Here is a 14,910-nt window from a genome sequence, read left to right as displayed (position 1 = left end):
GGTTCACATTCCTTCGGGCCCGCGGCCAATCGCGGCAACGCCGGTGCGCGACACCTCGACGAGGCCGATCGGGCGCATCAGGTCGATAAACTGGTTGATCTTGTCGGTATTGCCTGTGATCTCGAACACAAAGCTCTCGGTGGTGGCGTCGATCACCCGGGCGCGGAACGCGTCGGCCAGGCGCAGCGCCTCGACGCGGTGCTCGCCCTGCCCGCGCACCTTCACCATGGCAAGCTCGCGCTCGATCGAGCGCTTGGTCAGCGTCATGTCGACGACGCGGTAGACCGGGATCATGCGATCGAGCTGATGCTTGATCTGCTCGATCACCATCGGCGTTCCCGTGGTGACGATGGTGATGCGCGACAGATGTTTCTGGCTCTCGGTCTCGGAGACCGTGAGGCTCTCGATGTTGTAGCCGCGCCCAGAGAACAGGCCGATGACGCGCGCGAGCACGCCGGGCTCGTTCTGCACGAGCACCGAGAGCGTGTGCGTCTCGTTGGGATCGTGACGGTCCTCGATGAAATAGGCGGATGCGGGCTGGTTCATTGTCGTCCCCTCTATTCTCTCGTCATACCGTCGCCCGCTCGAGGGGAGACGGCTCGCTGCTGCGGCATCGCTCTCACACCAGCGCCTTGCCGCCGGCAAATGCCTTTGCCGTGGCCTCGTCGTTCGCCTGCTCCGGCAACAGCATCTCGTTGTGCGCCTTGCCGGACGGGATCATCGGGAAGCAGTTTTCGAGTGCGGCGACGCGGCAGTCGAACAGCACCGGGCGCTTGACCGAGATCATCTCCTGGATGGCGCCGTCGAGATCGGCAGGCTTGTGCACCTGGATGCCGACGCCGCCATAGGCTTCCGCGAGCTTGACGAAATCCGGCAGCGCCTCGGAGTAGGAATGCGACAGCCGGTTGCCGTGGAGCAGCTGCTGCCACTGCCGCACCATGCCCATATACTGGTTGTTCAGGATGAATATCTTGATCGGCAACTCGTACTGAACCGCTGTCGACATCTCCTGCATCGTCATCTGCACCGAAGCGTCGCCCGCGATGTCGATGACGAGGCTGTCGGGATGGGCGACCTGCACGCCGACCGCGGCCGGCAGGCCATAGCCCATGGTGCCGAGACCGCCCGACGTCATCCAGCGATGCGGCTCCTCGAAGCCGAAGAACTGCGCGGCCCACATCTGGTGCTGGCCGACCTCGGTCGTGATGTACGTATCCTTGCCGCGGGTTGCCTCAAACAGGCTCTGGATCGCATGCTGCGGCAGGATGACGTCGTTGCTCTTCTTGTAGTAGAGCGAGTTGCGGGCGCGCCACTGCGCGATCTGCTGCCACCATGCCTTGACGTCGGGCTTCTTCGCCTCCGCCTTGAACACCTGCAGGATGTCGCCGAGGATGTTGCCACAGTCGCCGATGATCGGCACGTCGACGCGGATGTTCTTGTTGATCGAGGACGGATCGATGTCGATGTGGATCTTCTTCGAGCCCGGCGAGAACGCATCGACGCGGCCGGTGATACGGTCGTCGAAGCGCGCGCCAACGCACAGCATGACGTCGCAATCATGCATGGTCATGTTGGCTTCGTAGGTGCCGTGCATGCCGAGCATGCCGAGCCAGTTCTTGCCCGACGCCGGATAGGCGCCCAGGCCCATCAGCGTGGAGGTGATCGGAAAGCCGGTAACCTCGACCAGCTCGCGCAGCAGCTTGGTCGCCTCGGGACCGGAATTGATGACGCCGCCGCCGCTGTAGATCACAGGGCGTTTGGCGCCTGCGAGCAGCGCCACGGCCTTGCGGATTTGCGTCGCGTCGCCCTTCACGCGCGGCGCATAGGACCGGTGCACGTCGGACTTGCGCGGCGGATGATAGGTGCCGGTCGCGAATTGCACGTCCTTGGGCACATCGACGAGCACCGGGCCCGGACGGCCGGACGTCGCGACGTAGAAGGCCTCGTGCAGCACTTTTGCGAGATCGTTGACGTCGCGCACCAGCCAGTTGTGCTTGGTGCAGGGGCGCGTGATGCCGACGGTGTCGCATTCCTGGAACGCATCGTTGCCGATCAGATGCGTCGGCACCTGGCCGGAGATGCAGACCAGGGGGATCGAGTCCATCAGCGCGTCGGTCAGCGGCGTCACCATGTTGGTGGCGCCGGGGCCGGAGGTCACCAGTGCAACGCCCGGCTTTCCGGTCGAGCGCGCATAGCCCTCGGCAGCATGGCCCGCGCCCTGTTCGTGGCGAACCAGGATGTGCTGGACCTCGCTCTGCTGGAAGATCTCGTCGTAGATCGGAAGCACCGCGCCGCCGGGATAGCCGAAAATGTCGGTCACGCCATGATCGATGAGCGCGCGAACGATCATCGCGGCGCCGGTCATCTGGTTCGGATCGTGGCTCTTGTCGGTCATTGGCTTGCTCCGGATGCGCTGTTGTCAGCGGCTTCGTTCGTGTCTGGTTCGGCAAATAAAAAAGGCCCCGAAGAGGGCCCATGCACACCGCCTGTCATGTGGATGGCAGCTAGCCACCCCCGGCGGTGTGCCTGGGTACGACGGCGATAAGGAGTTTGGTAATAATGTTACGCATGGCAGGTGCCCGGCTTCCCAAAGGTTGCGCGAAACATAGCGGCCAAAGCCTGGATGTCAAGGCAATGCGGCCGTTCCCGCGCGATTTCGATAGTGTAGCGAGGTTCCTGCGGTTCGGCGAGAGTAAATTCGGCGCCGCCGCCACAATGGCACGTCAATCGGGGGCGCGCGCAGCGTTCACGATGGCTGCAAGCCACCCCCTCGCCTCCTCCGGCTTCACCCATTCGAACACGGGCAGCTGGTGCCTGAACCAGGTGAACTGGCGCTTGGCGTAATGGCGGGTGTCCGCGCGGCCGATGCTGGCGGCCTCCTCCAGGCTGAACTCGCCGCGCAGATGCCGGATCAGCGCCGGCACGCCATGGGCCTTCATTGCCGGCAGCTGCGGATCGAGATTTCGAGCCGCCAGCCGCTCGACCTCCTTCAGCGCGCCGGCGCCCAGCATGGCGTCGAAACGGGCATCGATGCGTGCATAGAGTTCGTCGCGCTCGGGGCTAAGGAACACCGCGCGGAAACTGTCCTTGGGCAACAGTGGCGGCTCGGCCTCGCGGTGCCAGTCGAAGAGCGAGCGGCCGGTCGCCTCGATCACCTCGAGCGCGCGCGCAATTCGGCTGCGATCGCGCAAGTTCAATCGCTCGGCGGCGCGGGCATCACGACGCGCGAGTTCCGCATGCAGAGCCTCGACGCCGTTCCGCTCCAGCCGCGTACGCACGTGCTCGCGCACGTCGGCAGGAATCGGCGGCACCACCGAGAGCCCGGCCGTCAGCGCCTTGAAATACAGCCCGGTGCCGCCAATGAAGATCGGCAGGCGGCCCTGCGCTTGCGCCTCTTCGAGCGCCCTCGCCGCATCGCTCACCCAGGCGCCGGTCGAAAAATTCACGGCGGCATCGACATGGCCGTAGAGGCGGTGCGGCACCCGTGCCTCATCGCCATGCGTGGGGCGCGCCGTGATGATATGCAGGTCACGGTAGACCTGCATGGAATCGGCATTGATGACGACGCCGTCCGTCGTCAGCGCAAGCTCGAGCGCCAGCGCCGACTTGCCGCTGGCGGTCGGGCCTGCGATAAGCACGGCCTTGCCAACGTGCCTTCTGCTGACTTGCCCCTCGCTCACGAAAACCTCAAATGTCCCTCGTCGCCACGCTGATCTGCGATCCCGCCAATCCCGCGCTCGACAGCACCATCGTCGATGGTGCCCGCGCCGTGCTGCCCCAGGCGGCACCTGCACATTGGCTGTTCGATGGAGTTGCCGTCGACATCCCCTTCGGCGCCGACAGTAACCTCGGAGGCGACCGTCACGCTATCGAACAGCGGTTGCGCGAGCTTCGCGGCGACCTGCCGATCGACATCGTGGTGCAGCCGTCCGGCTTCCGGCGCAAGAAGCTTTTTCTCGCCGACATGGATTCCACCATGATCGGCCAGGAATGCATCGATGAGCTCGCCGATTTTGTCGGGCTGAAGGCCCATGTGGCCGGGATCACCGAACGTGCGATGCGCGGCGAGATCGAGTTCGAGCCTGCCTTGCGCGAGCGCGTCGCCCTCCTGAAGGACCTGCCCGCCGCCGTGGTCGACGAGGTCCTTGCAAAACGCATCACGCCCACGCCGGGCGGCGGCACGCTGGTCGCGACCATGCGCGCGCACGGCGCCTATGCCTGCCTGGTCTCCGGCGGCTTCACGCTGTTCACGCGCGCGGTCGCCGCCAGGATCGGCTTCCAGGAAAACCGCGCCAACGAGCTCGTCGTGCGCGACGGCAAGTTCACCGGCGAGGTGAAGGAGCCGATTTTGGGCCGTGCGGCAAAGCTCGCGACGCTTGTCGACCTGATGGAGTCGCGCGATCTCGACGACATCGACTCGCTGGTGGTCGGCGACGGTGCCAATGACCTTGCGATGATCCAGGCCGCGGGTCTGGGGGTTGCGTATCACGCCAAGCCGGCGGTCGCGGCCGCCGCGGCGGCGCGGATCGATCATGGCGATCTCACCGCACTGCTCTATGCGCAGGGGTATCGGCGCGAGGAGTTTGTGGAGGGCTAAATCCCGCTCTCCGTCGTCATGCCCGGGCTTGTCCCGGGCATCCACGTTTCTCACCATGCGTTGTGCCGCGTGGATGGCCGGGACAAGCCCGGCCATGACGAAAGCTGGACCGTGCTCCTTTACTGCACGCTCAGCGCAACAAACCGCAGCTCGCCGTCGCCATTCGAGACCAGCAGCAGCACGGACTTCTTGCCGTCCTTCTTGAGCTGGTCGACGCGCTTCTGGATGTCGGCGCCGCTCGACACGGCTTCCTGCGCCACCTCGACGATGACGTCGCCGGCGGAGAGCCGCTTCTCCGCGGCATCCGAATTCCCGTCGACATTGGTGACGACCACGCCCTTGACGCTGTCCTTGATCTTGTAGCGCGTGCGCAAATCCTTGCTCAGCACCGCGAGATCGAGGCCGAGCGCCTTCTGCGTCACGGTCTTTTCGGGCGCGGGCTCGTCGGTCTTCACCGCGGCCTGCACCTTCTCGGGATCCTGCAAGCGGCCGAGCGTGACCTTCTTGGTCTCCTCCTGGCCTTTGCGGATGATGACGACGTCGACCTCCTTGCCGACCGCCGTGTCGGCAACGACGCGGGAAAGGTCCTTCGGGTCCTTGACGTCCTTGCCGTCGAACTTGACGACGACGTCGCCGGGCTCGATGCCGGCGGGCTTGGCCGGCCCCTTGTCGTCGATGCCGGCAACCAGCGCGCCGCGGGGCGGCTTGATGTTGAGACTCTCGGCGATCTCGTCGGTGACGCTCTGGATCCGTACGCCCAGCCAGCCGCGGCGGAGCTCGCCGAACTGACGGAGCTGATCGACGACACCCGCAACGGTCTTCGACGGCACGGCGAAGCCGATGCCGATCGAGCCTCCGGAGGGGGAGATGATCAGCGTGTTGACCCCGATCACGTCGCCATCGAGGTTGAACAGCGGACCGCCGGAATTGCCGCGGTTGATAGAGGCGTCGGTCTGGATATAGCTGTCATAGGGACCTGAGGAGATATCGCGGTTCTTGGCCGAGACGATGCCGGCCGTGACCGTGCCGCCCAGGCTGAAGGGGTTGCCGATCGCGACCACCCAGTCGCCGAGGCGCAGCTTGTCGGAGTCGCCGAACTTCACCGACACCAGCGGCTTGGTCGGCTTGAACTTCAACACGGCCAGATCGGTCTTCTTGTCGACGCCGACCAACTCGGCCTTGATCTTGGTGCCATCGTTGAGAATGACGTTGATCTCGTCGGCATCGGCGATGACGTGATTGTTGGTGACGACGACGCCGGAGGTGTCGATGATGAAGCCGGAGCCGAGCGAATTGGTCTTACGGGGCTGCGGGCCGCTGTCGCCGCGCTCGCCGCCCTTGCTGCCGCCGCCGGGACCGCGGCGATTCTTGAAGAAGTCGTCGAAGAATTCCTCGAAGGGCGAGCCGGGCGGCAGCTGCGGCATGGCGTTGCTGCCGCCGCCGCTGCCCTTGGCTTCGACCGTTTGCGAGGTCGAGATGTTGACGACCGCGTCGATCACCTTCTCGGCGACGTCGGCGATGCCATCCGGTCCACGCGCATGAGCGGGCGAGCCGAACGCGCCTACAGCGCCGACGGCGAGCGCAGCCAGCCCAAGGCGCACGCAATGGCGCAAGCGGGCCGGGGCAATGGTGGCAGCGTTCATTGTGGTCTCCAGAGAGAATAAGGGATTCGGCATCAGACTGCGCTCGAACGGGTCGAGGGCGCAAGCACGGAGCTTAACGGACCTCAAGGCGCGGATAATACGGCGAAAAACTGCCCCTCGCCTTCACTTTGGCGTTGGCGCGGCCGCTAAATGGGCCGCCGCATAACCCAGATCAGGATCAGGCCGGCGACGGCCGACGCGATCCCCACCGCCCGCAGGATATGGTCGGGCGTCGCAAGCGCGCTCTTCATGGCCCGGCGCATCCAGGCCGGACTTGCCGCGAACATCAAGCCTTCCAGCACGAACAGGATGCCCAAACCGATGAGGAAGTCGGTGAACGCAATGGACCTCATCGGATTGGAACCTCCCGTTGTGCTGTTCTTGTCTGGACCAAGGGCGGCAAAAGTTCCGCCCTTCGTCTCGCTTACGGCTTCGCCGGTGTCTGGGTCGCCGTTTTGCCGCTCGGGTTACTGAAATACCGGAAGAAATCCGAGTCGGGGCGGAGCAGGAAGCGGGTGTCATTCGAGCGCAGGCCGTTCTCATACGCCGTCATTGACCGGTAGAAGGCGAAGAAGTCTGCGTCCTTGCCGTAGGACTCCGCGAACAAGCGGTTGCGCTCGGCGTCACCGACGCCGCGCGTCTGTTCGGCGGTCGAGTTGGCTTCGGCGATGATCACCGTCGCCTCACGATCGGCCTTGGAGCGGATCTCCTGCGCCTTCTGACCGCCCTGCGCGCGGAACTCGGCCGCTTCACGCTGGCGTTCGGTCTGCATGCGCTGGTAGACCGCCTGGCTATTCTGCTCCGGCAGGTCGGCGCGGCGGATGCGGACGTCGACCACCTCGATGCCGTAGCCGTCGGCCTCGTGGTCGAGCTGCTCGCGGATGCGCCCCATCAGCTTCTCACGCTCGTCACGCACCACGATGATGAAGTTGACCTCGCCGAGAACGCGGCGCAGCGCCGCATTCAGCAGCGACGTGAGCTGGAGGTTGGCGGCCTGGATCGAGCCGACACTCTGATAGAAACGCAACGCGTCCTTGATCCGATAACGCGCGAAGGCGTCGACCACGAGGCGCTTCTGGTCGGAGGCGATGACCTCCTGGGACGGATTCTCCAGGTCGAGGATCCGCTTGTCGATGTTGATCACGGAGTTCCACGGCGCCTTGAAGTGCAGCCCGGGGTCTGTGACGACGTCCACCGGCTTACCGAACTGCAGCACGATGGTCTGCTCGGTCTGTTGCACCGTGAACAGCGACATGTAGGCGACAATCAGGACCAGGAGAAGTCCGAGAAGTCCGACGATACCTGTAACGGGGGACCTCATCGGCTGCCTCCGCTCGACTGCTGGCCGGTCGTGGCGGGTCGCTTGGTCGTCAATTCGTTGAGCGGTAGATAGGGCACGACGCCCTGGCCCGAGGAGCCTCCATCATAGATTAGCTTTTCCGAGCCCCCGAGCACGCGCTCCATCGTCTCCAGATAAATTCGTTCACGCGTCACGTCGGGCGCCTTCTTGTATTCTTCGTACACCTTCAGGAAGCGCGAGCTTTGGCCCTTGGCTTCGGCAACCGCCTGCTCCTTGTAGCCTTCGGCCGCCTGCATGATCTGCGCCGCGCGGCCGCGCGCTTCGGGCACGACCTTGTTGGCATAGGTCTGCGCCTCATTCTGCAACTGCTCGAGATTGGCGCGCGCCGCCTGCACATCACGGAACGCGTCGATCACCTGTGCCGGCGGGTCGACCTTTTGCATCTGCACCTGGGCGATCTGGATGCCGGCGCCGTAATTGTCGAGCGTCTTCTGCATCAAGTCCTGCACGGTGGTTTCGGTCTGCGTCCGCGCTCCCGTCAGGATCGGCTGGATGTTGGAGCGGCCGATCACCTCGCGCATCGCGCTCTCGGCGACCGCCTTCACGGTGCCCTCGGGGTTCTGGATGTTGAACAGGAAGTTGCCGACGCCGTTCGGCTTGATACGCCAGAGCACGGTGAAGTCGACGTCGACGATGTTCTCGTCGCCAGTCAGCATCAGGCTTTCTTCCGGCACGTCGCGGATGGAGCGGCCGCGCCGGGCCGGATCCTCGATCAGCGTCATGCCGATGGAAATGGTGGAGACGCGCAACGCCTTCGGCAGCAGCACCGTTTCGATCGGATAGGGCAGGTGATAGTTCAGGCCCGGATCCACGGTCCGCACGTGCTTGCCGAAGCGCAACACGACGCCTTGTTCTTCAGACTGCACGCGGAAGAAACCCGACAACAGCCAGAGCGCGACGATGATGAGCAGGATCAGCGTGATGCCGACGCCGGAGAAATAGCCACCCGGCATGATCTGCTGGAGGCGGTCCTGGCCGCGCCGCAGAAGGTCTTCCAGATCCGGCGGCCTCGGTCCGACCGGTTGCGGGCCTGAGCCCCATGGTCCTTTCGGACCCGAGCCCCATGGGCCACCGCCCTGATTCTTCCACGGCATTCGACACTCTCCTCGGCAGACCAGACCAGAACTAGAACTTGCCCGGCCCGCATTGTCCGGTCCGGCTTTATAGGGGACCGGCAGGTCCCTTACAACGCAGCCTTGACCGTCTTTCGAGCTATGCTCGGGCAGGAAAAAGTCAATGTAAACATTGACGAATGCGGTTAATGGCGCGGTCGCCGACGATATGTCACATAGGAGAAGTCGGCGCTGTCGTCAGGACCGGCGGGATGACGGAGGCGGCTGATTTCCTCCCATCGCGCCTTATCGATCTCGAAATGGGCGTCACCTTCGGGCCGCGTGTGAACTTCGGTGATTTCGAGGCGATCGGCGCGATCGATCCATTGGCGATAGATCTCGGCGCCGCCGATCACGGCAATCTCGGCGGCCGAACGCCGCAGGGCGTCACCACGCGCAACCGCGCCCGCATCCTCCGCCGAGGTCGCGACGACGGCGCCGGCGGCGCGGTAGGCTGCATCGCGCGTGACGACGATGTTGGTGCGGCCGGGCAGCGGCCGGCGCAGCGACTCGAAGGTCTTGCGACCCATGATCACGGGCTTGCCGACCGTAAGTGCCTTGAAGCGCTGCATGTCGGCTTTCAATCGCCACGGAATCGCACCAGCAGCGCCGATGACCCCGTTCTCCGCGATTGCGACGACGAAGACGATCTCCATCACGCCCCTCTCCCGGCAAGGCGTGCCAGCGCGGGTCCGGTGACGCGGCACAACGTCCAGTCGTCCATCATGACGGCGCCTAGCGACTTGTAGAACGCGATCGACGGCGCGTTCCAGTCGAGCACCGCCCATTGCAGGCGCGACCAGCCGTTCTCGACGCATTCGTTGGCCAGATAAACCAGCAGCGCCTTGCCGAGGCCCCGGTCCCGGTGCGACGGCCGCACATAGAGGTCCTCAAGATAGATGCCATGGCGGCCGCTGAAAGTCGAGAAATTGACGAACCAAACCGCGAAGCCGACCGGCTCGCCGTTCCACTCGGCGATCGCGCAATACAGCCGCGGATCGCTGCCGAACAGCGCGTCGGCGATCATCGCCTCGGTTGCCTCAACCTCATGCGAAAGCTTTTCGTACGCGGCGAGCTCGCGGATGAAAGAGAGAACGAGCCCGGCTTCGCCGGGGCGCGCGCGGCGGATGTTGAGCGACATCTGCGTCAGACCGCGACCGCCGCCTTGATGTGCGGGTGCGGATCGTAGCCAACCAGCTCGAAATCCTCGTAGCGGAAGGAGAAGATGTCCTTCACGTCAGGGTTGATCCGCATCATCGGCAGCGCGCGCGGCGTGCGCGTGAGCTGGAGCCGCGCCTGTTCCAGGTGGTTGGAATAAAGATGGGTATCGCCGAACGAATGCACGAAATCGCCCGGCTTCAGGCCGGTGACCTGCGCGACCATCATGGTGAGCAGTGCGTAGGAGGCGATGTTGAAGGGCACGCCGAGGAACACGTCGGCCGAGCGCTGATAGAGCTGGCACGACAGCTTGCCGTTCGCGACGTAGAACTGGAACAGGCAGTGGCACGGCGGCAGCGCCATCTTGTCGACTTCGGCCGGATTCCAGGCCGAGACGATCAAGCGGCGCGAGTCCGGGTTGCGCTTGATCATGTCGACGACATTCGCGATCTGGTCGATGCTGCGCCCGTCCGGCGCAGGCCACGACCGCCATTGATGGCCATAGACCGGGCCGAGATCGCCGTTCGCGTCCGCCCACTCGTCCCAGATGGTGACGCCGTTGTCGCGCAGATATTTGACGTTGGTGTCGCCCTTCAGGAACCACAGTAGCTCATGCACGATCGCCTTCAGCGGCAGTCGCTTGGTAGTCAACATCGGAAAGCCGGCGGACAGGTTGAAGCGCATCTGATGGCCGAACACCGACAGCGTGCCGGTGCCGGTCCGATCAGTCTTCTCGGCGCCGTCTGAAAGAATCCGCTCGAGCAGGTCCTGATACTGGTGCATGTGCCAAAAACCTTTAGCAAAAACCTTTAGGAAGACGGCAGCCTTTTGGGAGGACGGCGAACTTAACGGCCGGCCCCGCGCTCCGACAGCGGCGATTCGCCAGCTGGCACGGATTATACCCGAAAAAGTGAGCGTTCCCGATTCCAATGACAAGGGGCGGAACTCGCGTTCCACCCCTCGCCTATCGGCTTGATCCTGCGGGCTAACTTTTCGGGTTGCGCGCTGCCTCGGCTCAGCTCTCGGATTCGGTGAACACCTCGTCGCGCTTGGCGCGCAACGCGGGCAGCACGGTGAGTACCAGGAGGAATGCCGCGATCGCCAGCAACACGGCGGACAGCGGGCGCGTTAGGAACACGCTCCAGTCGCCGCGCGAAATCAGCAGCGCACGGCGCAGGTTCTCCTCCATCAGCGGTCCTAGCACCATGCCGAGCAGCAGCGGCGCCGGCTCGAAGTCGTGCTTGATCAGCCAGTAGCCGACCAGGCCGAACACGCCGGCGAGGATGACGTCGACCGGTGCGTTGTTCACCGAGTAGATGCCGATCGCACAGAAGATCACGATCGAGGGGAACATCAGCCGGTAAGGCACGCGCAGCAGCCGCACCCAGATTCCGACCAGCGGCAGATTGATGATGATTAGCATCAGATTGCCGATCCACATCGAGGCGATCATGCCCCAGACGAGGTCCGGCTGCTTCTGCATCACCTGCGGGCCCGGCACGATGCCGTGAATGGTCATCGCGCCGACCATCAGCGCCATCACCGCGTTCGGCGGGATGCCGAGCGTCAGCAACGGAATGAACGAGGTCTGCGCCGCCGCGTTGTTGGCGCTTTCCGGCGCCGCCACGCCCTCGATTGCGCCGCGGCCGAACCGCGACGGGTTCTTGGCGATCTTCTTCTCGAGCGTATAGGACGCAAAGGACGCGATGACAGCGCCGCCACCCGGCAGGATGCCGAGGATGGAGCCCAGCACGGTGCCGCGCAGAATCGCAGGCGTCGAGTCGATCAGGTCTTTCCTGGTCGGCATCAGGCCGGTGATCTTCTGCTGCACGAGATCGCGGTTCATCTCGGCGCCGGCGTCGAGATTGCGGATGATCTCGGCGAAGCCAAAGACGCCCATCGCCACCGTCGCGAAGCCCAGGCCGTCGGCCAGTTCCGGAATGTTGAACGCCATGCGCGAGGCGCCGGTCTCGATATCCGAGCCAACCATCGACAACAGCAGGCCGAACACGATCATCGCGATCGCCTTCAACACCGAGCCCTTGGCCAGCACCACCGCGAAAATCAGGCCGAGCACCATCAGCGAGAAATATTCGGCCGGACCGAACGCCAGCGCGAGTTTTGTGAGTGGCGCGCCGAGGACTGCGATCAAAACGGTCGCGACGCAGCCGGCGAAGAACGAGCCGATCGCCGCGATCGCCAGCGCCGGACCGGCGCGGCCCTGCTTCGCCATCTGGTGGCCGTCGATGGCGGTGACGACCGATGTCGCCTCACCGGGAATATTGACCAGGATCGAGGTCGTCGAGCCGCCATACTGGGCACCGTAATAGATGCCGGCGAGCATGATTAGCGCGCCAACGGGCGGCAATCCGAACGTGATCGGCAGGAGCATCGCCACAGTTGCGACGGTGCCGATGCCGGGAAGCACGCCGACAAGCGTGCCAACCAATGCGCCAATCAGGCACATCAGAATATTGATCGAGATCGGGAGAGACAGGCCATAGAGCCACCAGGGTGACCACCAGGAGACCTGAAACACCACACCGAAACCGAGGCCCAGATTGTGGAAGAGATCGAACATCACATCCTCACTGAGCCAGGAAGCGCGGGAACATCGGCATCGGCAGCCCGAGCACGTACGGGAAGAGCAGCGCGCAGCCAAGCGTCAGGCAGGCGCCGACGATGATCGCTTCGACCCAACGTGTCTCATGCGTGCCCATCGCCGCGATCAGGAAGCTCGCGAAGGCCGTAACCACCACGCCGAGCGGACGGATCGCGAGGGCGAAGAAGACGATCGAGACCATCACGAACAGAGGCCCGCGCCAGGCATAATGCGCCATCGCCGGGCCATCGGTCAGCAGCCCGGTCAACGCGATGCCGGCGCCGAGTGCGACGAGCAGCCCGCCGAACATCCGCGGCGCCGTACCCGCGCCAAAGGAGAAGCCGCGCATCCCCTGCAAATCGCTGGAGGCCCACAGCGCAAACAAGGCGAGCGCCATCAGCACGATACCGCCGATATAGTCCTGTGCCGACTTGATCGTCATGAACAGCGTGAGAATTGCCACCACAAAAATCGGATAGGAATAGATCAGCGCCAGCAGCACGTCGGATGACGCCTTCTTGGTGTCACCGCCGATCGCTCCGATCAGCGCGCCGGGAGCGCTCGCGAGCAGCGCGGTGGCGTGGCTGATCAGGACCGTGGCCGGACCGCGCCCCGCGCCCCAGCCGAAGATCGTCCCGATCGACCAGACGAGTTCGAACATCTGCGGCGCAATGGCCAGCAGACAAAAGCCGATCGCCACCGAGGTGTTGCGGTTGGCTGTCGCTGAGTGGCCCATCGTATCGGCCATGCATGTCTCCTCCGCGACCCGTAAGTCACGAGCACTGTTGTTCTAATCGGCTGGAAAATGGATCCCCGCCCGGATCACTGCCTAGCGATTTTCATCACACAATGCCAGCAAAACCAAACAGGCTCCCGGCGAGCAGCAGCCACAGCGGATTGACACGCGATAGCGTCGCGAGGATCGCAACCGCCGCGGTTATTAGCAAAGCAGTAACGCTACCATCGGTCGACTGCGCCAAGATCAGGGCGCTCGCTGCCATCAATCCGATCGAGAGCGGAACCAGTGCAGCCTGAATCAGGCCGGGCCAGCGCGATTGGGTGGGCCGGTTCAGGAGCCGGCTGACTAAATAGGCAAGCAAAGCCGTCGGCAGGCACATCGCTTGCGTCGCCGCCAGCGCGCCGGGGATGCCGGCGACGGCATAGCCGATCAACGTAACGATCAGGACGTTGGGACCGGGCGAGAGCTGCGCGATCGCGTAGGCGTCGGCGAACTGCTTGTCGGTCATCCAGTGGCGCACATCGACCGCGATGCGATGCATCTCGGGCACCGCTGCCGCAGCGCCGCCGACCGCGAACAGCGACATCAGGCCAAAGGTGGAGATCAGCACCCAAATCGGGCTCTCGCTGGTCATGCTGCTACCTTCCGCCGCAGGAGGAACGTCACGGCGACGCTGAGGGGAATCGCGACCAGCAGCACCGCCTGGAGCGGCAGGCGCAGCACGCCGATGGCGGCGAACACGGCGAGCATCAGGACCAGCCCGACGATGTCCGCCTTCTTGAGCAGCGGCGTCATCATGCGCAGCACGACCGCGATCAAAAGGGCCGACCGCGGCGCAGGAGATGCCCGCAACGCTGTGGCGCAGCAGATCCACCTCGCCGAATTTGGCATAGATGATCGCGAGCACGGTCATGATCAGCGTCGGAGGCACTAGCAGCCCGGCAAAAGCGGAAACACCGCCTGCGATCCCGCGCAGCCGCGCCCCGAACACCATCGACAAATTGACGATATTAGGCCCAGGCAGGAAATGGCAGAGCGCAAACGTCTCGTTGAATTCGTCCGGCGTCATCCAGCGATGCTGATCGACGATGGCCCGCCGGGCAAACACCAGGACCCCGCCGAAGCCGGCCAGCGACATCCGGGCAAAGGCCAGGAACAGCGCGACTAGGCTGGGCGCAGCTGAATCGTCCGGCTCTTGCGCGGCCGGTGAGGAATTCGAGGGCATGTCAGGAGCTTAGAACGCAGGCGATGGCGCGGCCAAGGTCATCCGGAACCTATCCAAAGGAACCTCGCCATGGCCCCGCCAAACCCCTGTTATTTGAAAGCTTTGCCCCCTATATTGGGGGTGCCGGTTCGCCGGCTATGGAAATAAATGGTCGTCGTAATAAACCATTCGGACCCGGGGGCGGTACCCGGCGCCTCCACCAAAGCCCACCGATTAACGGGCTTCAGCCCGCCGAAATGCGGGCTTTGGCGGGGGCGAAATAGGATCGACGAGGGCGTAAAGGGCGTGCTTTTTCCCGGTATTGTTCCGCCGTTATCGGGCTACTGCAATAGTTGCCAACGACAACTTTGCTCCGGTTGCTCAGGCTGCGTAACGCAGTTTGAAAGACCATTCTGAAGTCCTAACGGGTTAAGCTCCGTTAGGCGGGGTTCGGAGGCACCTGGCAACAGAAGCCTCCACTTACCTTATTAATTT

14 protein-coding genes, 1 other RNA gene and 1 pseudogene are annotated in these 14,910 nt (G+C 64.1%); 2 read left to right on the top strand and 14 right to left on the bottom strand.

The window, feature by feature from the left end; genetic code table 11:
- Window positions 1-3 precede the first annotated feature (3 nt).
- The 3 genes from ilvN to miaA form a co-directional block, all read right to left on the bottom strand.
- Complete coding sequence (gene ilvN / locus IVA82_RS05305) at window positions 4-546, bottom strand: acetolactate synthase small subunit (protein ID WP_028156452.1); 543 nt, start codon at window positions 544-546, stop codon at window positions 4-6.
- A 73-nt stretch (window positions 547-619) separates the two neighbouring features.
- Window positions 620-2,395 (bottom strand): acetolactate synthase 3 large subunit, encoded by a 1,776-nt coding sequence (locus IVA82_RS05300; protein ID WP_247385175.1) that lies wholly within the window; start codon window positions 2,393-2,395, stop codon window positions 620-622.
- Window positions 2,396-2,723: 328 nt separating this feature from the next.
- Window positions 2,724-3,680: a tRNA (adenosine(37)-N6)-dimethylallyltransferase MiaA gene (gene miaA / locus IVA82_RS05295; RefSeq protein WP_247385174.1), complete on the bottom strand. Its 957-nt coding sequence runs from the start codon at window positions 3,678-3,680 to the stop codon at window positions 2,724-2,726.
- A gap of 11 nt (window positions 3,681-3,691) precedes the next feature.
- On the opposite strand from miaA, the gene serB reads away from it, so the two are divergent.
- Window positions 3,692-4,597: a phosphoserine phosphatase SerB gene (gene serB, locus IVA82_RS05290; protein ID WP_247385173.1), complete on the top strand. Its 906-nt coding sequence runs from the start codon at window positions 3,692-3,694 to the stop codon at window positions 4,595-4,597.
- Between the two features lie 119 nt (window positions 4,598-4,716).
- On the opposite strand, the gene IVA82_RS05285 is transcribed toward serB, so the two are convergent.
- The 11 genes and pseudogenes from IVA82_RS05285 to IVA82_RS05235 all read right to left on the bottom strand — a co-directional run bounded on the left by IVA82_RS05285 (window position 4,717) and on the right by IVA82_RS05235 (window position 14,436).
- Window positions 4,717-6,240, bottom strand: a complete 1,524-nt coding sequence (locus IVA82_RS05285) for a Do family serine endopeptidase (RefSeq protein ID WP_247385172.1) — start codon at window positions 6,238-6,240, stop codon at window positions 4,717-4,719.
- 146 nt (window positions 6,241-6,386) lie between these two features.
- On the bottom strand, window positions 6,387-6,593 hold the full coding sequence (locus tag IVA82_RS05280) for a DUF2065 domain-containing protein (protein WP_148740621.1): 207 nt from the start codon (window positions 6,591-6,593) through the stop codon (window positions 6,387-6,389).
- Window positions 6,594-6,664: 71 nt separating this feature from the next.
- Window positions 6,665-7,561: a protease modulator HflC gene (locus tag IVA82_RS05275; protein ID WP_247385171.1), complete on the bottom strand. Its 897-nt coding sequence runs from the start codon at window positions 7,559-7,561 to the stop codon at window positions 6,665-6,667.
- Window positions 7,558-8,694 carry an FtsH protease activity modulator HflK gene (hflK, locus tag IVA82_RS05270; protein ID WP_247385170.1) on the bottom strand — a complete coding sequence of 379 codons (1,137 nt, stop codon included), beginning with the start codon at window positions 8,692-8,694 and terminating at the stop codon, window positions 7,558-7,560. The genes IVA82_RS05275 and hflK overlap by 4 nt, the downstream gene beginning before the upstream one ends.
- A 164-nt stretch (window positions 8,695-8,858) precedes the next feature.
- Window positions 8,859-9,368 carry a dihydrofolate reductase gene (locus IVA82_RS05265; RefSeq protein ID WP_247385251.1) on the bottom strand — a complete coding sequence of 170 codons (510 nt, stop codon included), beginning with the start codon at window positions 9,366-9,368 and terminating at the stop codon, window positions 8,859-8,861.
- Entirely contained in the window at window positions 9,368-9,853 is a 486-nt protein-coding gene (locus IVA82_RS05260) for a GNAT family N-acetyltransferase (RefSeq protein ID WP_247385168.1), read from the bottom strand. The genes IVA82_RS05265 and IVA82_RS05260 overlap by 1 nt, the downstream gene beginning before the upstream one ends.
- A gap of 5 nt (window positions 9,854-9,858) precedes the next feature.
- Window positions 9,859-10,653, bottom strand: coding sequence for a thymidylate synthase (locus tag IVA82_RS05255; protein WP_247385166.1), 795 nt, complete (start codon window positions 10,651-10,653; stop codon window positions 9,859-9,861).
- A gap of 232 nt (window positions 10,654-10,885) precedes the next feature.
- Window positions 10,886-12,451 (bottom strand): tripartite tricarboxylate transporter permease, encoded by a 1,566-nt coding sequence (locus IVA82_RS05250; protein ID WP_247385164.1) that lies wholly within the window; start codon window positions 12,449-12,451, stop codon window positions 10,886-10,888.
- 7 nt (window positions 12,452-12,458) lie between these two features.
- Entirely contained in the window at window positions 12,459-13,220 is a 762-nt protein-coding gene (locus IVA82_RS05245; protein ID WP_247385163.1) for a tripartite tricarboxylate transporter TctB family protein, read from the bottom strand.
- A 94-nt stretch (window positions 13,221-13,314) separates the two neighbouring features.
- Window positions 13,315-13,845: a chromate transporter gene (locus IVA82_RS05240; protein ID WP_247385161.1), complete on the bottom strand. Its 531-nt coding sequence runs from the start codon at window positions 13,843-13,845 to the stop codon at window positions 13,315-13,317.
- A pseudogene (locus tag IVA82_RS05235) lies at window positions 13,842-14,436 on the bottom strand (chromate transporter). Before IVA82_RS05235 ends, IVA82_RS05240 begins: the two are co-directional and overlap by 4 nt.
- A gap of 83 nt (window positions 14,437-14,519) precedes the next feature.
- Between IVA82_RS05235 and ssrA the strand changes: the two are divergent.
- Window positions 14,520-14,896, top strand: a transfer-messenger RNA (tmRNA) gene (ssrA, locus tag IVA82_RS05230).
- Window positions 14,897-14,910 lie beyond the last annotated feature (14 nt).

The organism is Bradyrhizobium sp. 142, from assembly GCF_023074015.1.
Classification (GTDB): domain Bacteria; phylum Pseudomonadota; class Alphaproteobacteria; order Rhizobiales; family Xanthobacteraceae; genus Bradyrhizobium.
The sequence above is the reverse complement of the archived record's forward strand: the minus strand, read 5'-3'. Positions and strand labels throughout refer to the sequence as shown.

What these genes read in the sequence shown, in the direction of transcription:
- IVA82_RS05255 (WP_247385166.1), bottom strand. Translation starts at nt 10,653, where the DNA reads ATGCACCAGTATCAGGACCTGCTCGAGCGGATTCTTTCAGACGGCGCC.
- IVA82_RS05245 (WP_247385163.1), bottom strand. Translation starts at nt 13,220, where the DNA reads ATGGCCGATACGATGGGCCACTCAGCGACAGCCAACCGCAACACCTCG.
- serB (WP_247385173.1), top strand. Translation starts at nt 3,692, where the DNA reads ATGTCCCTCGTCGCCACGCTGATCTGCGATCCCGCCAATCCCGCGCTC.
- ilvN (WP_028156452.1), bottom strand. Translation starts at nt 546, where the DNA reads ATGAACCAGCCCGCATCCGCCTATTTCATCGAGGACCGTCACGATCCC.
- hflK (WP_247385170.1), bottom strand. Translation starts at nt 8,694, where the DNA reads ATGCCGTGGAAGAATCAGGGCGGTGGCCCATGGGGCTCGGGTCCGAAA.
- IVA82_RS05265 (WP_247385251.1), bottom strand. Translation starts at nt 9,368, where the DNA reads ATGGAGATCGTCTTCGTCGTCGCAATCGCGGAGAACGGGGTCATCGGC.
- IVA82_RS05285 (WP_247385172.1), bottom strand. Translation starts at nt 6,240, where the DNA reads ATGAACGCTGCCACCATTGCCCCGGCCCGCTTGCGCCATTGCGTGCGC.
- IVA82_RS05260 (WP_247385168.1), bottom strand. Translation starts at nt 9,853, where the DNA reads ATGTCGCTCAACATCCGCCGCGCGCGCCCCGGCGAAGCCGGGCTCGTT.
- IVA82_RS05240 (WP_247385161.1), bottom strand. Translation starts at nt 13,845, where the DNA reads ATGACCAGCGAGAGCCCGATTTGGGTGCTGATCTCCACCTTTGGCCTG.
- IVA82_RS05275 (WP_247385171.1), bottom strand. Translation starts at nt 7,561, where the DNA reads ATGAGGTCCCCCGTTACAGGTATCGTCGGACTTCTCGGACTTCTCCTG.
- IVA82_RS05250 (WP_247385164.1), bottom strand. Translation starts at nt 12,451, where the DNA reads ATGTTCGATCTCTTCCACAATCTGGGCCTCGGTTTCGGTGTGGTGTTT.
- IVA82_RS05300 (WP_247385175.1), bottom strand. Translation starts at nt 2,395, where the DNA reads ATGACCGACAAGAGCCACGATCCGAACCAGATGACCGGCGCCGCGATG.
- IVA82_RS05280 (WP_148740621.1), bottom strand. Translation starts at nt 6,593, where the DNA reads ATGAGGTCCATTGCGTTCACCGACTTCCTCATCGGTTTGGGCATCCTG.